This is a genomic window from Nocardia sp. IFM 10818, assembly GCF_054655275.1.
In genome coordinates, this window is record NZ_BAAHJH010000001.1 from 2,332,459 (window position 1) to 2,349,572 (window position 17,114).

The 17,114-nt window shown below is 68.3% G+C and carries 15 protein-coding genes; 9 read left to right on the forward strand and 6 right to left on the reverse strand.

What is annotated here, in order from left to right; translation table 11 throughout:
- Window positions 1-29 precede the first annotated feature (29 nt).
- The 5 genes from ACYQ5L_RS10510 to ACYQ5L_RS10530 all read left to right on the forward strand — a co-directional run bounded on the left by ACYQ5L_RS10510 (window position 30) and on the right by ACYQ5L_RS10530 (window position 6,642).
- On the forward strand, window positions 30-857 hold the full coding sequence (locus tag ACYQ5L_RS10510) for an ABC transporter ATP-binding protein (protein WP_459957176.1): 828 nt from the start codon (window positions 30-32) through the stop codon (window positions 855-857).
- Window positions 854-3,349, forward strand: coding sequence for an ABC transporter permease (locus ACYQ5L_RS10515; RefSeq protein WP_459957177.1), 2,496 nt, complete (start codon window positions 854-856; stop codon window positions 3,347-3,349). The genes ACYQ5L_RS10510 and ACYQ5L_RS10515 overlap by 4 nt, the downstream gene beginning before the upstream one ends.
- 44 nt (window positions 3,350-3,393) lie before the next feature.
- Window positions 3,394-4,908: an Asp-tRNA(Asn)/Glu-tRNA(Gln) amidotransferase subunit GatB gene (gene gatB, locus ACYQ5L_RS10520; RefSeq protein WP_459957178.1), complete on the forward strand. Its 1,515-nt coding sequence runs from the start codon at window positions 3,394-3,396 to the stop codon at window positions 4,906-4,908.
- A gap of 175 nt (window positions 4,909-5,083) precedes the next feature.
- Window positions 5,084-5,881, forward strand: a complete 798-nt coding sequence (locus tag ACYQ5L_RS10525; RefSeq protein ID WP_459957179.1) for an alpha/beta fold hydrolase — start codon at window positions 5,084-5,086, stop codon at window positions 5,879-5,881.
- On the forward strand, window positions 5,875-6,642 hold the full coding sequence (locus ACYQ5L_RS10530; RefSeq protein WP_459957180.1) for a MerR family transcriptional regulator: 768 nt from the start codon (window positions 5,875-5,877) through the stop codon (window positions 6,640-6,642). The genes ACYQ5L_RS10525 and ACYQ5L_RS10530 overlap by 7 nt, the downstream gene beginning before the upstream one ends.
- A gap of 62 nt (window positions 6,643-6,704) precedes the next feature.
- Here ACYQ5L_RS10530 and ACYQ5L_RS10535 read toward each other — a convergent pair whose 3' ends face one another.
- Both ACYQ5L_RS10535 and ACYQ5L_RS10540 read right to left on the reverse strand, forming a co-directional pair.
- Window positions 6,705-7,421: a hypothetical protein gene (locus tag ACYQ5L_RS10535; protein ID WP_459957181.1), complete on the reverse strand. Its 717-nt coding sequence runs from the start codon at window positions 7,419-7,421 to the stop codon at window positions 6,705-6,707.
- Between the two features lie 115 nt (window positions 7,422-7,536).
- The gene (locus ACYQ5L_RS10540; RefSeq protein WP_459957182.1) at window positions 7,537-8,697 is read right to left on the reverse strand and encodes a PQQ-dependent sugar dehydrogenase; all 1,161 of its coding nucleotides are present in this window, start codon (window positions 8,695-8,697) and stop codon (window positions 7,537-7,539) included.
- A 147-nt stretch (window positions 8,698-8,844) separates the two neighbouring features.
- Between ACYQ5L_RS10540 and ACYQ5L_RS10545 the strand changes: the two genes are divergently transcribed.
- The gene (locus ACYQ5L_RS10545) at window positions 8,845-9,711 is read left to right on the forward strand and encodes a DoxX family protein (protein ID WP_459957183.1); all 867 of its coding nucleotides are present in this window, start codon (window positions 8,845-8,847) and stop codon (window positions 9,709-9,711) included.
- A gap of 85 nt (window positions 9,712-9,796) precedes the next feature.
- Here the strand turns inward: ACYQ5L_RS10545 and ACYQ5L_RS10550 are convergent, their stop codons facing one another.
- From ACYQ5L_RS10550 to ACYQ5L_RS10560, 3 genes are read right to left on the reverse strand one after another with little or no spacing between them, the layout of a single operon-like run.
- Window positions 9,797-10,096 carry a hypothetical protein gene (locus ACYQ5L_RS10550; RefSeq protein WP_459957184.1) on the reverse strand — a complete coding sequence of 100 codons (300 nt, stop codon included), beginning with the start codon at window positions 10,094-10,096 and terminating at the stop codon, window positions 9,797-9,799.
- Window positions 10,097-10,110: 14 nt separating this feature from the next.
- Window positions 10,111-11,952 carry a dihydroxy-acid dehydratase gene (gene ilvD, locus ACYQ5L_RS10555; RefSeq protein WP_459957185.1) on the reverse strand — a complete coding sequence of 614 codons (1,842 nt, stop codon included), beginning with the start codon at window positions 11,950-11,952 and terminating at the stop codon, window positions 10,111-10,113.
- Between the two features lie 58 nt (window positions 11,953-12,010).
- Entirely contained in the window at window positions 12,011-12,439 is a 429-nt protein-coding gene (locus ACYQ5L_RS10560; RefSeq protein WP_459957186.1) for a PH domain-containing protein, read from the reverse strand.
- A 372-nt stretch (window positions 12,440-12,811) separates the two neighbouring features.
- Between ACYQ5L_RS10560 and ACYQ5L_RS10565 the strand changes: the two genes are divergently transcribed.
- The 3 genes from ACYQ5L_RS10565 (at window position 12,812) to ilvC (ending at window position 16,373) form a co-directional block, all read left to right on the forward strand.
- The gene (locus ACYQ5L_RS10565) at window positions 12,812-14,767 is read left to right on the forward strand and encodes an acetolactate synthase large subunit (RefSeq protein ID WP_459957187.1); all 1,956 of its coding nucleotides are present in this window, start codon (window positions 12,812-12,814) and stop codon (window positions 14,765-14,767) included.
- Window positions 14,764-15,267 carry an acetolactate synthase small subunit gene (gene ilvN / locus ACYQ5L_RS10570; RefSeq protein WP_379200395.1) on the forward strand — a complete coding sequence of 168 codons (504 nt, stop codon included), beginning with the start codon at window positions 14,764-14,766 and terminating at the stop codon, window positions 15,265-15,267. The genes ACYQ5L_RS10565 and ilvN overlap by 4 nt, the downstream gene beginning before the upstream one ends.
- A gap of 104 nt (window positions 15,268-15,371) precedes the next feature.
- Complete coding sequence (ilvC, locus tag ACYQ5L_RS10575) at window positions 15,372-16,373, forward strand: ketol-acid reductoisomerase (RefSeq protein WP_379200571.1); 1,002 nt, start codon at window positions 15,372-15,374, stop codon at window positions 16,371-16,373.
- A 73-nt stretch (window positions 16,374-16,446) separates the two neighbouring features.
- Here ilvC and ACYQ5L_RS10580 read toward each other — a convergent pair whose 3' ends face one another.
- The gene (locus ACYQ5L_RS10580; protein ID WP_459957188.1) at window positions 16,447-17,088 is read right to left on the reverse strand and encodes a hypothetical protein; all 642 of its coding nucleotides are present in this window, start codon (window positions 17,086-17,088) and stop codon (window positions 16,447-16,449) included.
- Between the last annotated feature and the right edge of the window lie 26 nt (window positions 17,089-17,114).

Sequence of the window (17,114 nt, forward strand, 5' to 3'; positions counted from 1 at the left end):
AGCCGGCCGATCAACGAGGGGAAATCACCATGCTGGAACTGACCGACGTCGTCAAGGAATACCGGGTGGGGGAACAGACCGTCCGCGCGCTGGACGGCATCAGCCTGCGCATCGAGGCGGGCGAGTTCACCGCCATTATCGGGCCGTCCGGCTCGGGCAAGAGCACGCTGCTGCATCTGCTGGGCGCGCTGGACACTCCGGGTTCCGGGTCGATCCGATTCCAGGACAAGGAGATCGGCGACCTCGACGACGATCGGCAGTCCGAGTTCCGGCGACATCAGGTCGGTTTCATCTTCCAGTTCTTCAACCTGCTGCCCACCCTGTCGGCATGGGAGAACGTGGCGATTCCGAAGTTGCTGGACGGCACCGGATTGCGCAAGGCCAAGCCGCGCGCCCTGGAGCTGCTCGAGCTGGTCGGTCTGGCCGATCGCGCCGAGCACCGGCCGGCGGAGCTGTCCGGCGGGCAGATGCAGCGGGTCGCGGTGGCGCGGGCGCTAATTATGGACCCGCCGCTCATCCTGGCCGACGAGCCCACGGGCAACCTGGACTCCAAGACCGGCGCGTCGATTCTGGAACTGCTCGGCGACATCACCAAGCAGGGCAATTCCGTGGTGATGGTGACCCACGATATGGGCGCGGTGCGCTACTGCGACCGGGTCATCACCCTGCGCGACGGCCGCATCGGTTCCACCGAGCGGGTGGAGCGCGGCGATGACGGCAAGGTGCGCGCCATTCCGGAGGCGTTCCGCAAGGCCACCGATTTCGGCGGGACCGACGCCGACGGAGCCGCTTCCGATGACGCCGCCTCCGATGACGCCGGGGCCGCGTCCGATGATGCCGGGGCGGTGCGCGCATGATTCGCGCGGTCTGGGATCGACTGCGGCTGTTCAATATCGGTGAGCTCCTCGCCCACCGCGGCCGCACCACCATGTCCATGGTGGTCATGGGAATCTCCGCGGGACTGCTGGTCTCGGTGTTCAGCATCTCCGGATCCATTACCGGCTCGGTGGACAAGCTCACCCGCAGCCTGGGCGGCAATGCCGCGCTGGAGATCAGCGGCATCACCGATGCGGGCTTCGATCAGCAACTGCTGCAACAGGTCCGGAGCACCGCCGGGGTGCAGACGGCCGTTCCCATGCTGCGGCAGTCCATCGGCGCCGACGACAACCGGGCCCTGCTCATCGGGGCCGACGCCAGCGTCTCCGAACTCGGCAGCGATCTGGACGGACCACTGCGAGATCAGGCGAGCAAGCTGCTGACCGTGTCCAACGGCGTTCTGGTGGGCGCGGGCATGGGGCTCGCCGAAGGTGAGAAGCTCCAGTTCGGCGCGGTCACCGCGACAGTCGCGGGCGTACTCGACGACGAGACCTCGCAACAGCTCAACGGCGGGCACATCGTGATCACGATGCTGCCGGTGGCGCAGAAGATCACCGAGCGGGCCGGCCGGCTGGATTCCATCCAGATCATTCCCGCCGCGAATGCCGATGTGGCACAACTGCGCTCGGCGCTCACCGAGGCGGTGGCCGGTCGCGCCGTCGTCGCGGATCCGGGACTGCGGGCGGCGCAGGCGGGCGGCACCGTGCAGCTGGTGCGCTACTCGACACTCGCCTCCTCGGCCGCGGCGCTCATCGTGTCCGGGTTCCTCATCTACAACGCCATGAGCATGGCGGTGGCACAACGCCGTCCGGTGCTGTCGCTGCTGCGCGCCATCGGCGGCCGCCGCGCGCCCATGGTGCGGGACCTGATCGTGGAGGCGGCGCTGCTCGGCCTGCTCGGCGGCGTGATCGGCTCGCTGATCGGCGTGCTCATGGGCCGCGGCGCCATCGACCGGCTGCCCGCGGCCATGCTGAACGCCGTGGAGGCGCGCACCGAATACATGGTGCCCGCCTACGCCATACCCGTCGCCATCGCGGCCTGCGTGGCGGCCAGTGTCGCCGCCGCCGCCATCGCGGCCCGCCAGGTGTACAAGGTGGAGCCCATCGAGGCGCTCGTTCCGGTGGGCGTGTCCACGGCGGACAAGGCGAACCCGATGCTGCGCTGGGGCGCGGTGGTGCTGGGCGTGGTGCTGGTCGGGGCCGGAATCTTCATGGCCAACGGCGATTTCGGCCGGCTGTCCATGACCGCCAGCGCGCTGTCCATCGGCGGCGCGGTCATGTTCTGCTTCGCCGCCACCGGGCCGATCGTGCGCGCCACCGCGGCGGTCGCCCGGCTCTTCGGCGCGCCCGGCGCGCTGGGCGCGACCGCGGTGGAACGCGCGCCGCGGCGGGTGTGGGCCACGGCCATGACGGTCATGATCGGCGTCACCGCCGTGGTGGCCATCGGCAATGCCACCCGCAATATGGTCGATTCGGCGGGCGAGACCTTCGAGGGCCTGGGCGTCACCGACGTGTTCATCAGCCCCAACTCCATGCAGGAGTTCCCCACCGGGCCGATCCTGCCCGCCGAACTGAAGGCCAAGGTCAGCGCCGTCCCGGGCGTCGAGGGTGTGGGCTCGGCGCAGATGGCCTTCGCCACCCTGGGCGGCGGCCGGGTCATGCTGCAGGCCTACGAGCAGGGCCAGGGGCGCAGCACCGTCACCGACGGCCTGAGCGCGGAGGTGTTCCGCCGCATGGCGCTCGGCGAGGGCGTGGTCGTATCCCGGGACGTGGCACGGTCATTGGATGTGAGCAAGGGCTCGATGCTCGAGCTGCCCACCGCCACCGGCATCCACCGGGTGGAGGTGCTGGACGTCGTCCCGTACTTCTCCGCCATCGCGGGCGTGGTGCTGATGGATCTGGAGATTCTGCGGCAGTGGTACCAGCGGCCCGGGGAAACCATTCTCGGCGTGGACTTCCTGCCCGGCGCGGATCCGGCGCAGGTGCAGGCCGCCATTCGGGACGTGGTGCCCGCCGAGCTGCACGTGGAATCCGGCGCCGACTCGGTGGCCGCCATCTCCTCGAGCCTGCGGCAGGGCACCTCGCTCAGCTCCTCCATCCTCTGGATCGTGGTGCTGGTGGCCACCGTCGCGCTGCTCAATACGCTCATGCTGTCGGTCCTGGAACGACGCCGCGAACTCGGCGTACTGCGCGCCATGGGCACCAGCCGCCGGTTCCTGCTGCGCGCGGTGCTGGCCGAGGCCGCCGGCATCGGTGCGGTGGGCGCGGGGCTCGGGCTGGCCATCGGCGCGGCCGTGCACTATCTGGTCACCATCGCCATGACCAATACCGTCTCGGTCGACGTCGCCTACCAGCCCAGCCCGCTGCTGCTGGTGTACGCCGTCATCGCATTGGTGCTGGCGCTGCTCGGCTCCATCCCGCCCGCGGTGCGGGCGGCGCGGCTGCCGATCGTGGAGGCCATTGCCGCCGACTGACACTGCTGCGCCTCATGCGGGCCGCATTTCATAGGATGGTCCGCATGAGCGCAGCCACGGTCGAGTTGATGGACTACTCCGACGTCATTGCACGGTACGAGCCGGTGCTCGGTATGGAAGTCCATGTCGAGCTGGGCACCGCCACCAAGATGTTCTGCGGATGCCCGACCGAGTTCGGCGCCGAGCCCAATACCCAGGTGTGCCCGGTCTGCCTGGGTCTGCCGGGCTCGCTGCCGGTGGTGAACGAGAAGGCCGTGGAGTCGGCGATCCGCATCGGCCTGGCGCTGAACTGCTCCATCACCCCGTGGGGCCGGTTCGCGCGGAAGAACTACTTCTACCCGGACCAGCCGAAGAACTACCAGATCAGCCAGTACGACGAGCCCATCGCGACCAACGGCTACCTCGATGTGGTGCTCGATGACGGCTCCACCTTCCGCGTCGATATCGAGCGCGCGCACATGGAGGAGGACACCGGCAAGTCGCTGCACGTCGGCGGCTCCACCGGCCGCATTCACGGCGCCTCGCACTCGCTGCTGGACTACAACCGCGCCGGCGTGCCGCTCATCGAGATCGTCACCAAGCCGATCACTGGTGCGGGGGAGCGGGCCCCCGAAGTGGCGCGCGCCTATGTGACCGCGCTGCGCGAGGTGCTCAAGTCGCTGAACGTGTCGGACGTGAAGATGGAGCAGGGCTCGCTGCGCTGCGACGCCAATGTCTCGCTGATGCCCCTCGGCGCCAAGGAATTCGGCACCCGCACCGAGACCAAGAACGTGAACTCGCTCAAGAGCGTCGAGGTCGCGGTGCGCTTCGAGATGCGCCGCCAGGCCGCCGTGCTGGCCGGGGGCGGCACCATCATCCAGGAGACCCGCCACTTCCACGAGACCGACGGCTCCACCTCCGCCGGCCGCGTCAAGGAGACCGCCGAGGACTACCGCTACTTCCCGGAGCCCGACCTCGAGCCCATCGCGCCCGATGCGGCGTGGGTCGAGGAGCTGCGCGGCACCATCCCGGAGTACCCGTGGCTGCGCCGCGCCCGCATCCAGGCGGAGTGGGGCCTGTCCGACGAGGTCTTCCGCGATCTGGTGAACGCCGGGGCGCTGGACCTCATCATCGCCACCGTCGACGCCGGCGCCTCGGTCGAGGCCGCCCGCGCCTGGTGGGTCAACTCCCTGACCGAAAAGGCCAAGGAGCGCGAGGTTTCCATCGAGGACCTGCCCATTACGCCCAAGCAGGTCGCCGAGGTGGCCGCGCTGGTCGAGGCCAAGACCATCAACAACAAGGTCGCCAAGCAGGTCGTCGACTTCGTCCTCGCCGGCGAAGGCGACCCGGCCCAGATCGTCGAATCCAAGGGCCTCGGCATGGTCTCCGACGACTCCGCCCTCCAGGCCGAGGTCGACAAGGCCCTCGCCGCCAACCCGGACATCGCCGACAAGATCCGCTCCGGCAAGGTCCAGGCGGCAGGCAAGATCGTCGGCGACGTCATGAAGGCCACCCGCGGCCAGGCCGACGCGGCCCGCGTCCGCGAGCTCGTGCTGGCCGCCTGCGGCGTCGAAGGGTAAGTAAGGGTTTCGGGGGTCTGGGCCCCGCTTCTGCCTCGGGCGTACCAAGGGGGCGTGGGCCGCGCTCCTGCCTCGGGCGCAGCTAAGGGGGTTTCGGGGGCTTAGCCCCCGTTCCCCCTCAGCCGCAGCGGTGAGGTTGACCCTGACGCAGGGTCAACCTCGCAGCATGAGCGGCATGACTGCGAAAGCCGATGCACTCCAGCACTTCACGGTCCACCACGACGGCGTCACCATTCCTGTCTCGCACGGCGGCCGCGGACGACCGCTGGTGCTGTGCCCCGGGCTGACCTCGAGCCAGGCCGAACTGCACGAGCTGGCCGGACTCTTGCGGCGCGATCACCATGTGATCACCTTCGACCTGCGAGGTCACGGCTGCTCCTCGGCCGCCGACGGCTACACCTTCGAGGCGTTCGCCGGTGACTTCGCCGCCGTGATGGCGGCGTTCCAACAGCTCGATCCGCCCGCGCCGCCCGTGCTCGCGGGCCACTCGTACGGCGCGGACCTGATCGTGCATTACGCCGCCGAATTTCCCGGCGTCGCCGCCGAACTCGTGCTCATCGACGGCGCGAACCCGATTCCCGAACCGTTCATCACCGAGGCCGACCTGCCGGAATTCCGGGAGTTGTGGGAGAACCTGGCGACATGGCAGGAGACCTTGAAAGGTACTCCGCGTCAGGTACTGCTGACTGGACGGCAGATTCTCGACCTGAACCTCGAACTCGATGTGATCCGCACGGAGCAGACCCTCGATCGCTTCCGCGCCATCGACTGCCCGATCACGATGATCATGTCGGCCGCGATGGCCGGGCACAGCACCGAAGGCCGCACACCGCAACGCAATCGGAACTGGCGGGCGGGCATAGAACGGCTCGTCCGCGAGCTGCCGCAGATCTCGGTCACCTGGCTCGAGGCAACGCACGCGCTGGTCGTCACCCATGCCCGCGAGATCGCGGGCAGACTGGCCGCATGCTGACCATCGGCGAGCTGGCGTCCTATGCCGGGGTGACGGTGCGCGCGGTGCGGCACTATCACGCCAAAGGACTACTGCCGGAACCGGAACGGGATCACTCCGGCTATCGCCGGTACGACGCCGCCGCCGTGGTCGAACTGATCAGGATCCGGGCCCTCGCCGAGGCCGGGGTTCCGCTGGCTCGGGTGCGGGAACTGCTCCAGGCAGGCCCGGAGGAGTTCGCCGCGGCCGTCGCGGAGATCGATGAGCGGCTGCAAGCGGAGATCCGGCAGCGGGAGCGGCACCGCGAACGGATCGCCCGCCTGGCCGCGGGCGACAGTCTGGCCCTGCCGCCGGAGGTCGTCGAGTTCCTCGACCGGATGCGGGCCCTCGGCGTCGACGAGCGGATCGTGCGGGTCGAACGCGACGGCTGGATCCCGGTGACCGCGCACACCCCCGAGCGCATCCCGGAGTTGATGGCGCACAAGCGCGCACAGCTCCCGGGCCCACTGCTGGACTTCTTTCTCACCCTGGGGCGCGCCCTGGACCGGACCGATAGCGACCCCATGCTGATCGAGCTGGCCGATACGACGGCCGCCTACCTCACCCGGCTGGCCGACGAGCGGGGTGAGGACTATGTGGGCGGCGATATCGCGCCCGCGCTGGCCGGACTGCTGGACGCGCTGGTGTTCGAGACCGCACCACCGGCCCGCCGGTTGATCGAGTTATTGCGCGAGCGCGGCTGGACCGGCTGGACCAGGCTCGAACGAACCCGGCCCAGTTGACCTGCGCGCGTTCAGAAATACGCGCCCGAATACCCGCCCGGGAAGCAGTAACCGGTGACCATTCAGAAATAGACGCCTGGGAAGCAGTAGCCGGTGACCAGCTGACGATCCCCGTAGCGCACGGCATCCGGATCCCACTGCGCGCCCAGACCCTGGACGAAGGAGCGCGTCACATCCAGATCGGCCCGGTCGGCGACCAGGATGAGGGTGCCGTCCTCGGTGATCGAGCCGCCGCCCAGCACATCTCGTGCCACCGGATCGGCCAGCAAGGCGTCGTGGAAGCGCGCTAGGTCGACGCCCGGGACGCGGACCAGGAAGCCGTCGGCGCGTTCGTGATCGGCGGGCAGGAATTCGATGCCGAGCACGGCCTCCTGGCTGTAGCGCACCTTGATGTCGTCGGCGATCCAGCACAGATTGTCGCGGCCGGTGCAGGCCAGTTCGAAGCGGCGGGCGGGCTCATAGGTGATCTGCTCGGACTCCTCCGACCAGAAGACGCCGTCGATGGGTTCCGAGTGCACGGTGAGCCCCAGCTCCATGGCCGCGGTGAGGTTGACCTCGATCTCGAACTGGGTGAGCGGGTCGTTCATGCGCGGGTCGGCGGGATCGGTGATGGTGTCGCGGTTCCAGGTGCCGAACAGCTCCGCGGTGGGCTGCAAGGGATTTCCCTGCGCACAGGACCAGGGACCGTAGGCTTCGGCGGTGCCCGAGGCCGCGGTGAGCAGCCCGCCGGTGAGCATGATGACGGCCGCGAAGGCGGCGGCGATTCTCGCAGTGATCATTTCGGCCATTACCCCTCCCGAGAGGGTTGAACTCGGCAAACTATTGAACGGGATGCGAAACAATCACATTGTATTGCGATAACGCCGCCACCATTCGGAAATGCGGAACCGGGGCCTAGTCCGGTCCGCTGCCGTTGCCCGACGAGGGCGGCGGAATGCGCACGACCCGATCGTCGAACGGCCCGGGCGCACCCGGCGCCTCCTTGTTGATCGTGCCCACCCACACGGTGCCGTCCGCGCCGATGGTGGCGCCATTGAGGCGGCCGTACTTGTTCTGCACGGTCAGCGTGGGCGCCTCGGTGATCGACTTGGTGGCCGGATCGATCTTCGCGAAGGCCAGCGCATTGGATGTGCTCATGGAGACGGCGACGGCATCGGAGGCGGCCGCGCACCCGGCCACGCCGGGATGATCCGTCCACGACCAGGCCGTGCTCACCGCGCCGTCCTTGGTGACGCGCTGCAGCCGGTCCTCCACCGCGGTGCGGTCGGTGACCCAGATGTCCTCGGGACCCACGCACACATCCCCGGCCACTCCGATGCCGGAGATCAGCACCTCGGGATTGGGCGGTTGCCCCGGAACCGGATCCTTCACGCGCAGCAGCTTGCCCGCGAGCGAGCCCGGATCACCGGAGGCCGCCGGATTGCCGGCGTCACCGGTGAGCACCAGCAGGTCCTGGCCCGCGAAATCGATCGCCCCCCGATTCCCGGTCTGCCCCTTGGGGATTCCGGTGAGCACCGGCTTCACCGACCCGTCCTCCGACACCCGGATCACCCGGTTGTCGCTGGGGCCGGTGACATACAGGTAGTACAGCCCGTCCTCGTAGAACGACGGCGACAGCGCGATATCCATGAGCCCGCCGTCCACGGTGCCGACATCGATCGGCTGATCGATCTCCTGCTCCTTCTCCGGCGGCGGCGGCGCCTCGGTGGGCCCCACCGGCGGCGCCAGCGTCAGCACCTTCAGGCTGTCGCGGTCCAGCACGATCGCCCCGCCGCCGCCGAGCGCGACAATGCCGCCGGTCCTGCCCAGGCAGGAGATCACCACATTCGGATCCGGATCGATGCACGGCCCCTCCGGCCGCTGCGGCGAGGTGGACGGCGACTGCGGATCCTTGGTCTCCGGTTCGGCGTCCTGCCAGGAGGGCTCGGTGGTGAACGGGCTCGACGCGCTGTCGTCGAACCGGGCGCAGCCGGACAGCAGCACGGCGCCGAGCGTCACACCCAGCACGACCTTCCGTGCGCCCCTCCCGATACGGCTCGCGGCAACCAAACTCATGGCTCAGACGTTACGGAAAACCTGGCGCGCGTGCGCGGACGGGGTCGCGGAACGACGGCCCGTTCTGCCCTATCGGCGCGAACTGGACAGTGGACACGCCCACCTATCACCGTGTGTCGGACGCTCCGGGCGCATAGTGTTGCCCGCGTGACACAAAAGCCGAACGAACCGTCCGCCGGAGCGCCGGGCAGCGCGCCCGGATCGCCGCGGCCGGGTGAACCGGTGCGCAGCCCCTTCGATTCGCCGACCGAGCAGTTCACCACGTCCGGTGCCAAATCCGAGCTCACCAAGGATCTGCCCCGTACCGACGAGGACCTGGGCCTGGAACCCGACGTGCCGCTGTACTCGGAGCTGAAGAATTCGATTCCCGGCGCGTCGTCACCCGCCGACACCGCGCCCACCTACGGCTTCGCCTCCATCCCCCCGGCGCCCGCGCCGCCCGCCGACACCAGCACGCGGCCGCTGCGGCGCGACGACCGGCGCGGCACCCTGGATCTGGGATTGCTGTTGCTGCGCTTGGTCATCGGCGGCACCTTCATCTACCACGGTCTGCAGAAGCTGACCGGCTGGTTCCATGGCCCGGGGCTGGAGGGCACCAAGAACATGATGGAGAACGGCGGCTGGGATCAGCCCAGCGTCGCCGCCAGCCTCCTCATCGTGGGCGAGCTGGGCGGCGGCATCCTGGTGGTGCTGGGCCTGGCCACGCCGCTGGCGGCGGGCGCGCTGCTGGCCGTGATCCTGGACGCCTGGATGTGGAAGCAGGGCATGGTGCCCGGGTTCCAGTACAACGCGGCGACCGAGACGGGCGTGGAGCTCGACTCCATCCTGGTGGGCATTACCGCGGCGCTCATCCTGACCGGTCCGGGGCGGTTGTCCTTCGACCGCAATCGCGGGTGGTCGGCCCGGCCGTTCATCGGCTCCTTCGCCGCCATGGTGGCCGCCATCGCCGCGGCCGTGGCGACCTACATCGTCCTGCACGGCGGCAATCCGCTGGTCGGGATCGGCCCGTTCTAGACGGCGCGAAACACCAAGCGGCCCGGGTGATCCGAAGATCACCCGGGCCGCTTCGTCCGTCACACCGATCAGTCGATGCCGGAATTCACCACTGCGTGTTGGTGAATCGCTCCCACTCGTCGTAGGTCTCCTGGTGCAGGCGCATCACCTGGGAGGACTTCGCGTCGATCTGTTCCTGCAAGGCCGCACGGTGCGCGTTCATCTGCGCGAGTTCCGGTGCGGAGGCCATGAATTCCCGCGATTCCAGCTCCCGCGACTCGGCGGCGAGTTCCTCGGCTTCGGCGAGCAGGGTCTTCGCCTGCCTGTTGCGGGCGTCGCTACGCTCCAGCATCGCCGTGTACTCGGCCAGCATCGTGTCGGCCTTGCCGATGTATTCGATTGTCATTCCCTGCTCTCTTCTTACGGCACCCGCCGCACAGCACCCTTGTCCGCCGAGGTCGCCAGCGCGGCGTAGGCACGCAGCGCGGTGGTGACCGGGCGATCGCGATGCGCGGGCTGCCAAGGCCGTTCCGACGCATCCATTTTGGCGCGCCGCTCGGCGAGAACCGAATCGGGGACCAGCAATTCGAGAGCACGCGTGTGCACATCGATGCGAATGCGGTCGCCGTTCTCGATCAGGCCGATGGTGCCGCCGCTGGCCGCCTCGGGCGAAATATGGCCGATGGACAGGCCGGACGTGCCGCCGGAGAAGCGGCCGTCGGTAATGAGAGCGCACACCTTGCCCAGGCCGACGCCCTTGAGGAAGGAGGTGGGGTGCAGCATCTCCTGCATGCCCGGACCGCCCGCGGGACCCTCGTAGCGGACCACGACCACATCGCCGGGCTGGATCTGCTTGTTGAGAATGACCGAGACCGCCTCCTCCTGGGATTCGACCACCACGGCCGGGCCCTCGAAGGTGAACAGGTCCTCGTCGATGCCGGCGGTCTTGAGGATGGCGCCGTCCGGAGCGATATTGCCGCGCAGCACGCACAGCCCGCCCTCGACGGTGTACGCGTGCTCGACCGAGCGGATGCAGCCCTTCTCGGCATCGGTGTCCAGGGAGGACCAGCGGTTGTCGGTGGAGAACGGCTCGGTGGTGCGCACGCCGCCCGGCGCGGCGTGGAACAGCTCGACGGCCTCCTGAGAAGCCTTGCCGGAGCGGATATCCCAGGTGTCGAGCCACTCGTCGAAGGATGCGGTGTGCACTGTGGTCACGTCGGTCTCCAGCAGCCCGCCGCGGCGCAGCTCGCCGAGGATGGCCGGAATGCCGCCGGCGCGGTGCACGTCCTCCATATGGTAGTCGGAGTTGGGGGAGACCTTCGACAGACAGGGCACCCGGCGCGAGATCTCGTCGATGGTGCCCAGATCGAAGTCGATCTCACCCTCCTGCGCGGCCGCCAGGGTGTGCAGCACCGTGTTGGTGGAGCCGCCCATGGCCACATCGAGGGCCATGGCATTGCGGAAAGCCTTCTCGTTGGCCACGTTTCGCGGCAGCACCGAGGCGTCGTCGTCGCGGTACCAGCGGGTGGCGATATCCACGATGACGGTGCCGGCCTTCTCGAACAGCGCGCGGCGGGCCGTGTGCGTGGCGAGGGTGGAGCCATTGCCCGGCAGCGCCAGGCCCAGCGCCTCGGTGAGGCAGTTCATGGAGTTGGCGGTGAACATGCCCGAGCAGGAACCGCAGGTCGGGCAGGCGCTGCGCTCGACCTCGGCGAGGCCCTCCTCGGAGACCGCGCTGGAGGCGCTGGCCGCGATGGCGGTGATGAGGTCGGTGGGCGCCTGGGCGACGCCGCCCACGACCACGGCCTTACCGGCCTCCATGGGGCCGCCGGAGACGAACACGGCCGGGATGTTCAGCCGCATGGCGGCGTTCAGCATGCCGGGAGTGATCTTGTCGCAGTTGGAGATGCACACCAGCGCGTCCGCCGTGTGGGCATTGGCCATGTACTCCACCGAGTCGGCGATGATCTCGCGCGAGGGCAGCGAGTACAGCATGCCGCCGTGACCCATGGCGATGCCGTCGTCCACCGCGATGGTGTGGAACTCGCGCGGCACGCCGCCGGCCGCCCGTACCGCATCGGCCACGATCTCGCCGACGTTCTTCAGGTGCACGTGGCCGGGTACGAACTGGGTATAGGAGTTCGCGATGGCGACGATCGGCTTCCCGAAGTCGGAGTCGGTCATACCGGTGGCGCGCCAGAGCGCGCGGGCGCCGGCGGCATTGCGGCCGATGGTGGTGGTGCGTGAGCGAAGCGGTGGCATTGGTCCTCGAATTTCGTCGCGGGGGCTGGTAGCGACTGCACCGGAAGTGATCCGGCAGCTATTCCACGGTACTCCCGGGCTCCTGCCCGGATTTCTCGGCGTCGTCCTCGGTGTCGGCGTCCTCCGGTTCGATGAACGGATCCGGAATTCGCCCATTGCTTGCTGCGACCAGATCGCGGAGGCGGTCGTAGCCCACCGCGGGCAGCGTCACATCCGACTCGTCGGCCAGATGCAGGCGCAGCCAGCCCCGCTTGGGGATGCGCAGACCCTTGATCTCGGCCCAGTCGATATGCCGCGATCCGAACATGGAGCGCACATCGATACCGGAGTCGGAGACCTTGGTCCGGACGCGTTCGACCCAGACGGCCAGGGCGAGCGGAATGGCGAAGAGCACCCAGAGCACCTTGGGCGCCCCGAAGAAGGGGAAAGCCACCGAGAACAGCAGCAGGAAGACCCCGAGGTGGGCGAGTCTGGGGAGGCGGATCACGCGACCCGTGTCCGATCCAGAGTCGGGCGTGTGGGACGATCGAGCCGGTGGCACGGACTGATGCGGTGATGACACACCCCCATCCTCGCATTCTGTTGAACGAACCCGAACAACCGCTCTGTCTCACATAATGAGACACACATGGTCAGATGTTTGACTCAGCGACTCACGCACGCTTACCGTCATGCGCGTGAATCGAATCGAGTTGCTCGTAATCGGCCGGCGCGTCCAGCGCTGAGCCGACGACTGTAGGTCTATTACGTCAGCTCGCAACTGCGACGCGCCACCCTCGAACAGCCCCGGCTGTCGAGGGCTTTTTTGTGTTCAGGCAAGTCCCATGGACTCGAACGACAAGCAGTAAGGAACCAGACGGTGAGCGCACCTACCGCCCGACCCGGGCCCTCGGCCCGCAGGCCCGCGCCCTCGGCTGCCCAGCCGAGCGCGGCCCCGGCCAGCACTCCGAATCGTCGCCAGGTCCCGCCCGAGCGGGTCACCGGCGCGCAATCGGTCGTCCGCACGCTCGAAGAGCTCGAGGTGGACACGGTATTCGGTATTCCGGGCGGCGCGATTCTTCCCGTCTACGATCCGCTGTTCGACTCGACCAAGGTCCGCCACGTGCTGGTCCGGCACGAGCAGGGCGCGGGTCACGCGGCCACCGGCTACGCCCAGGCGACCGGCAAGGTCGGCGTGTGCATGGCGACCTCCGGTCCCGGCGCGACCAACCTGGTCACCCCGATCGCGGACGCCCAGATGGACTCGGTGCCGCTGGTGGCGATCACCGGGCAGGTCGGGCGCAGCCTGATCGGCACCGACGCCTTCCAGGAAGCCGATATCTCCGGCATCACCATGCCGATCACCAAGCACAACTTCCTGGTCACCGACCCGCTGGACATCCCGCGGATGATCGCCGAGGCCTTCCACCTGGCGGCCACCGGCCGTCCGGGCGCGGTGCTCGTGGACATCCCGAAGGATGTGCTGCAGGCGCAGACCACCTTCAGCTGGCCGCCGGAGATGCGGCTGCCCGGCTACCGTCCGGTCACCAAGCCGCACGGCAAGCAGGTGCGCGAGGCCGCACGGATGATCATGGAAGCCAAGTCGCCGGTGCTCTACGTCGGCGGCGGCGTGATCAAGGCCGACGCCTCCAGGGAGCTGCTGGAGCTGGCCGAGCTGACCGGCATCCCGGTGGTCACCACCCTGATGGCGCGCGGCGCGTTCCCGGACTCGCACACCCTCAATATGGGCATGCCCGGCATGCACGGCACCGTGGGCGCCGTTGCGGCCCTGCAGCGTTCGGACCTGCTGATCACCCTGGGCGCGCGGTTCGACGACCGCGTCACCGGCCAGCTGGACTCCTTCGCGCCCGGCGCCAAGGTCATCCACGCCGATATCGACCCGGCCGAGATCGGCAAGAACCGGCACGCGGACGTGCCGATCGTGGGCGACTGCCGCGAGGTCATCTCCGAGCTCATCGACACGCTCAAGGCCGATCCGGCCGCGGGCGAGGCGCCGCTGCTGGAGCTGACCGACTGGTGGACCTACCTCGAGGGCGTGCGCAAGTCGTACCCGCTGGGCTACACCCCGCCCAAGGACGGCTCGTTGTCGCCGGAATTCGTCATCGAGAAGCTGGGCCAGCTCGCCGGTCCGGACGCCATCTACTGCGCCGGCGTCGGCCAGCACCAGATGTGGGCCGCGCAGTTCATCAAGTACGAAAAGCCGCGCACCTGGCTGAATTCCGGTGGTCTGGGCACCATGGGCTACGCGGTTCCGGCCGCCATGGGCGCCAAGATGGGCGCACCGGACAAGGAGGTCTGGGCGGTCGACGGTGACGGCTGCTTCCAGATGACCAATCAGGAACTGGCCACCTGCGCCGTGGAGGGCGTGCCGATCAAGGTCGCGCTCATCAACAACGGCAACCTGGGCATGGTGCGGCAGTGGCAGACCCTCTTCTACGAGGAGCGCTACTCCAATACCGACCTGGGCACCCACACCCTGCGCATCCCGGACTTCGTGAAGCTGGCGGAAGCCCTGGGCTGCCACGGCATTCGCGTGGAGAAGGAAGAGGATGTGGAGGCCGCGATCCGCGAGGCGCAGGCCATCAACGACCGGCCGGTCGTGATCGACTTCATTGTCGGCAAGGACGCGCAGGTGTGGCCGATGGTCGCCGCCGGCACCTCCAATGACGAGATCATGGCCGCCCGCGGCATTCGCCCGCTGTTCGACGACGACGAGTCGGCGTCGGAGCCCGCGGTGATCCACGAGGCCATGTCGCATGAGCGTTCCGCCGGCTCCGCCGCCAGTGGTACAGCCCAGAAGGGGAATGAGGAATGAGCACCACCCACACCCTCTCCGTGCTGGTGGAGGACAAGCCGGGCGTGCTGGCGCGCGTGGCGTCGCTGTTCTCCCGCCGCGGGTTCAATATCGAGTCGCTGGCCGTCGGCGGCACCGAGATTCCCGATATCTCGCGCATGACAATCGTCGTGACCGTGGAGGATCTGCCGCTCGAGCAGGTCACCAAGCAGCTCAACAAGCTGGTCAATGTCATCAAGATCGTGGAGCAGGACGCCGACAGCTCGGTGGCCCGCGAACTCATCCTGGTGAAGGTGCGCGCCGACGCCAGCGTGCGCACCCAGGTCATCGAGGCCGTGAACCTGTTCCGCGCCAAGGTGATCGACGTCTCGCCGGACGCGCTGACCGTCGAGGCCACCGGCACCCGCTCCAAGCTCGACGCGCTGCTGCGCATGCTCGAGCCCTACGGCATCCGCGAGATCGTCCAGTCGGGCGTGGTCGCGGTGGGCCGCGGTCCGAAGTCCATCACCGCGACTCGCTAGTAACCGGGTCGCACCGCGACCCACCGCCCGAACACCCGGCATGCTGTAGCCGGGACTACAACGTCATCAGATATCCAGAAGGGAACCAAAAAGTGGCAGTCGAGATGTTCTACGACGACGACGCTGACCTGTCGATCATCCAGGGCCGCAAGGTCGCGGTCATCGGCTACGGCAGCCAGGGCCACGCCCACTCGCTGAGCCTGCGCGACTCCGGCGTCGACGTGCGCGTCGGCCTCGCCGAGGGCTCCAAGTCCCGCCCGAAGGCCGAAGAGGCCGGTCTGACCGTCGGCACCCCCGCCGAGGTCTCCGCCTGGGCCGACGTGATCATGGTGCTGGCGCCCGACACCGCGCAGGCCTCCATCTTCACCAATGACATCGAGCCCAACCTGAAGGACGGCGACGCGCTGTTCTTCGGTCACGGCCTGAACATCCACTTCGGCCTGATCAAGCCCCCGGCGAACGTCACCATCGGCATGGTCGCCCCGAAGGGCCCGGGCCACCTGGTCCGCCGCCAGTTCGTCGACGGCAAGGGCGTTCCGGCCCTGATCGCCATCGACCAGGACCCGAAGGGCGAGGGCCAGGCCCTGGCGCTGTCCTACGCCAAGGGCATCGGCGGCACCCGCGCCGGCGTCATCAAGACCACCTTCAAGGAAGAGACCGAGACCGACCTCTTCGGCGAGCAGGCCGTGCTGTGCGGCGGCACCGAGGAACTGGTCAAGACCGGTTTCGAGGTCATGGTCGAGGCCGGCTACGCGCCCGAGATGGCCTACTTCGAGGTCCTGCACGAGCTCAAGCTGATCGTCGACCTCATGTACGAGGGCGGCATCGCCCGCATGAACTACTCGGTCTCCGACACCGCCGAGTTCGGCGGCTACCTGTCGGGCCCGCGCGTCATCGACGCCGGCACCAAGGAGCGCATGAAGGCCATCCTCGCCGACATCCAGGACGGCACCTTCGTCAAGCGCCTGGTCGCCAATGTCGAGGGCGGCAACAAGGAGCTCGAGGGTCTGCGCAAGGCCAATGCCGAGCACCCCATCGAGGTCACCGGCGCCAAGCTGCGCGGCCTGATGAGCTGGGTGGATCGCCCGATCACCGAGACCGCCTGAGTCTCGACGCGCTTTGCGCGCAGGAACGGCCCGGCACTTTTCGGGGGTGCCGGGCCGTTTCGTATTCCGGGGGTTACGCGTGGATCGGGGCGGGTCGTCGGCTCATGGTGACGCCGATGGCGAGCAGCCACAACATGGTGATCCCGCCCATGGTGGCGGTGGTGCCCCAGCCGTTGGCGGCGTAGAAGTCGGCCGGGGTGTTCCCGAAGAACAGTGACGGCACGAACAGCAGGTGGATCACCGCCAGGACGAGTGCCGATCTGCCGGTCCACCCCGGTAGCAGGCGGGTCTTCAGAACCGCGATTCCGAAGGCGGAGAAGAACAATGCCTCCAGCAGCCGCGAGACGGTGCCGTAGAGGATGTAGGTCCCGGACTCGGTGATGGTCGTGTCGATATCGCCCGGCGATTGGATCGCGGCGCCGACCTCCAGGCTCATGGACACGAAAACGACTGTCACCCACATCAATCCGGCCGCCATGGCCAGTGTCGCCACCCAGTCGAAGCGGGCATCCGTGCGTTTGAGCAGCGTGCCGAATCCAGTCATGAACACGACCAGCGCCGTCAGCCCCAAGAGCCCGAACAGGCTGCGGGTCAAGATATTCCAGTCCGGCGGCGGACCACCGTAGACGAAGTACAACGGCAACTCGATGAGGGTGAGAACCGCCCCGATGACGGCCGCGAGCCCAGTCGCCCGCTGAAGGGTTGGGGTGTCCATAACAACGCCTTTCAAAAGTATATCTC

Bases quoted from the DNA above. Each gene is read 5' to 3' on its own strand.
- ACYQ5L_RS10535 (WP_459957181.1), bottom strand. From the start codon at position 7,421: ATGATCACTGCGAGAATCGCCGCCGCCTTCGCGGCCGTCATCATGCTC.
- ACYQ5L_RS10515 (WP_459957177.1), top strand. From the start codon at position 854: ATGATTCGCGCGGTCTGGGATCGACTGCGGCTGTTCAATATCGGTGAG.
- ACYQ5L_RS10540 (WP_459957182.1), bottom strand. From the start codon at position 8,697: ATGAGTTTGGTTGCCGCGAGCCGTATCGGGAGGGGCGCACGGAAGGTC.
- ilvD (WP_459957185.1), bottom strand. From the start codon at position 11,952: ATGCCACCGCTTCGCTCACGCACCACCACCATCGGCCGCAATGCCGCC.
- ACYQ5L_RS10530 (WP_459957180.1), top strand. From the start codon at position 5,875: ATGCTGACCATCGGCGAGCTGGCGTCCTATGCCGGGGTGACGGTGCGC.
- ilvN (WP_379200395.1), top strand. From the start codon at position 14,764: ATGAGCACCACCCACACCCTCTCCGTGCTGGTGGAGGACAAGCCGGGC.
- ACYQ5L_RS10550 (WP_459957184.1), bottom strand. From the start codon at position 10,096: ATGACAATCGAATACATCGGCAAGGCCGACACGATGCTGGCCGAGTAC.
- ACYQ5L_RS10510 (WP_459957176.1), top strand. From the start codon at position 30: ATGCTGGAACTGACCGACGTCGTCAAGGAATACCGGGTGGGGGAACAG.
- gatB (WP_459957178.1), top strand. From the start codon at position 3,394: ATGAGCGCAGCCACGGTCGAGTTGATGGACTACTCCGACGTCATTGCA.
- ACYQ5L_RS10525 (WP_459957179.1), top strand. From the start codon at position 5,084: ATGACTGCGAAAGCCGATGCACTCCAGCACTTCACGGTCCACCACGAC.
- ilvC (WP_379200571.1), top strand. From the start codon at position 15,372: ATGTTCTACGACGACGACGCTGACCTGTCGATCATCCAGGGCCGCAAG.
- ACYQ5L_RS10580 (WP_459957188.1), bottom strand. From the start codon at position 17,088: ATGGACACCCCAACCCTTCAGCGGGCGACTGGGCTCGCGGCCGTCATC.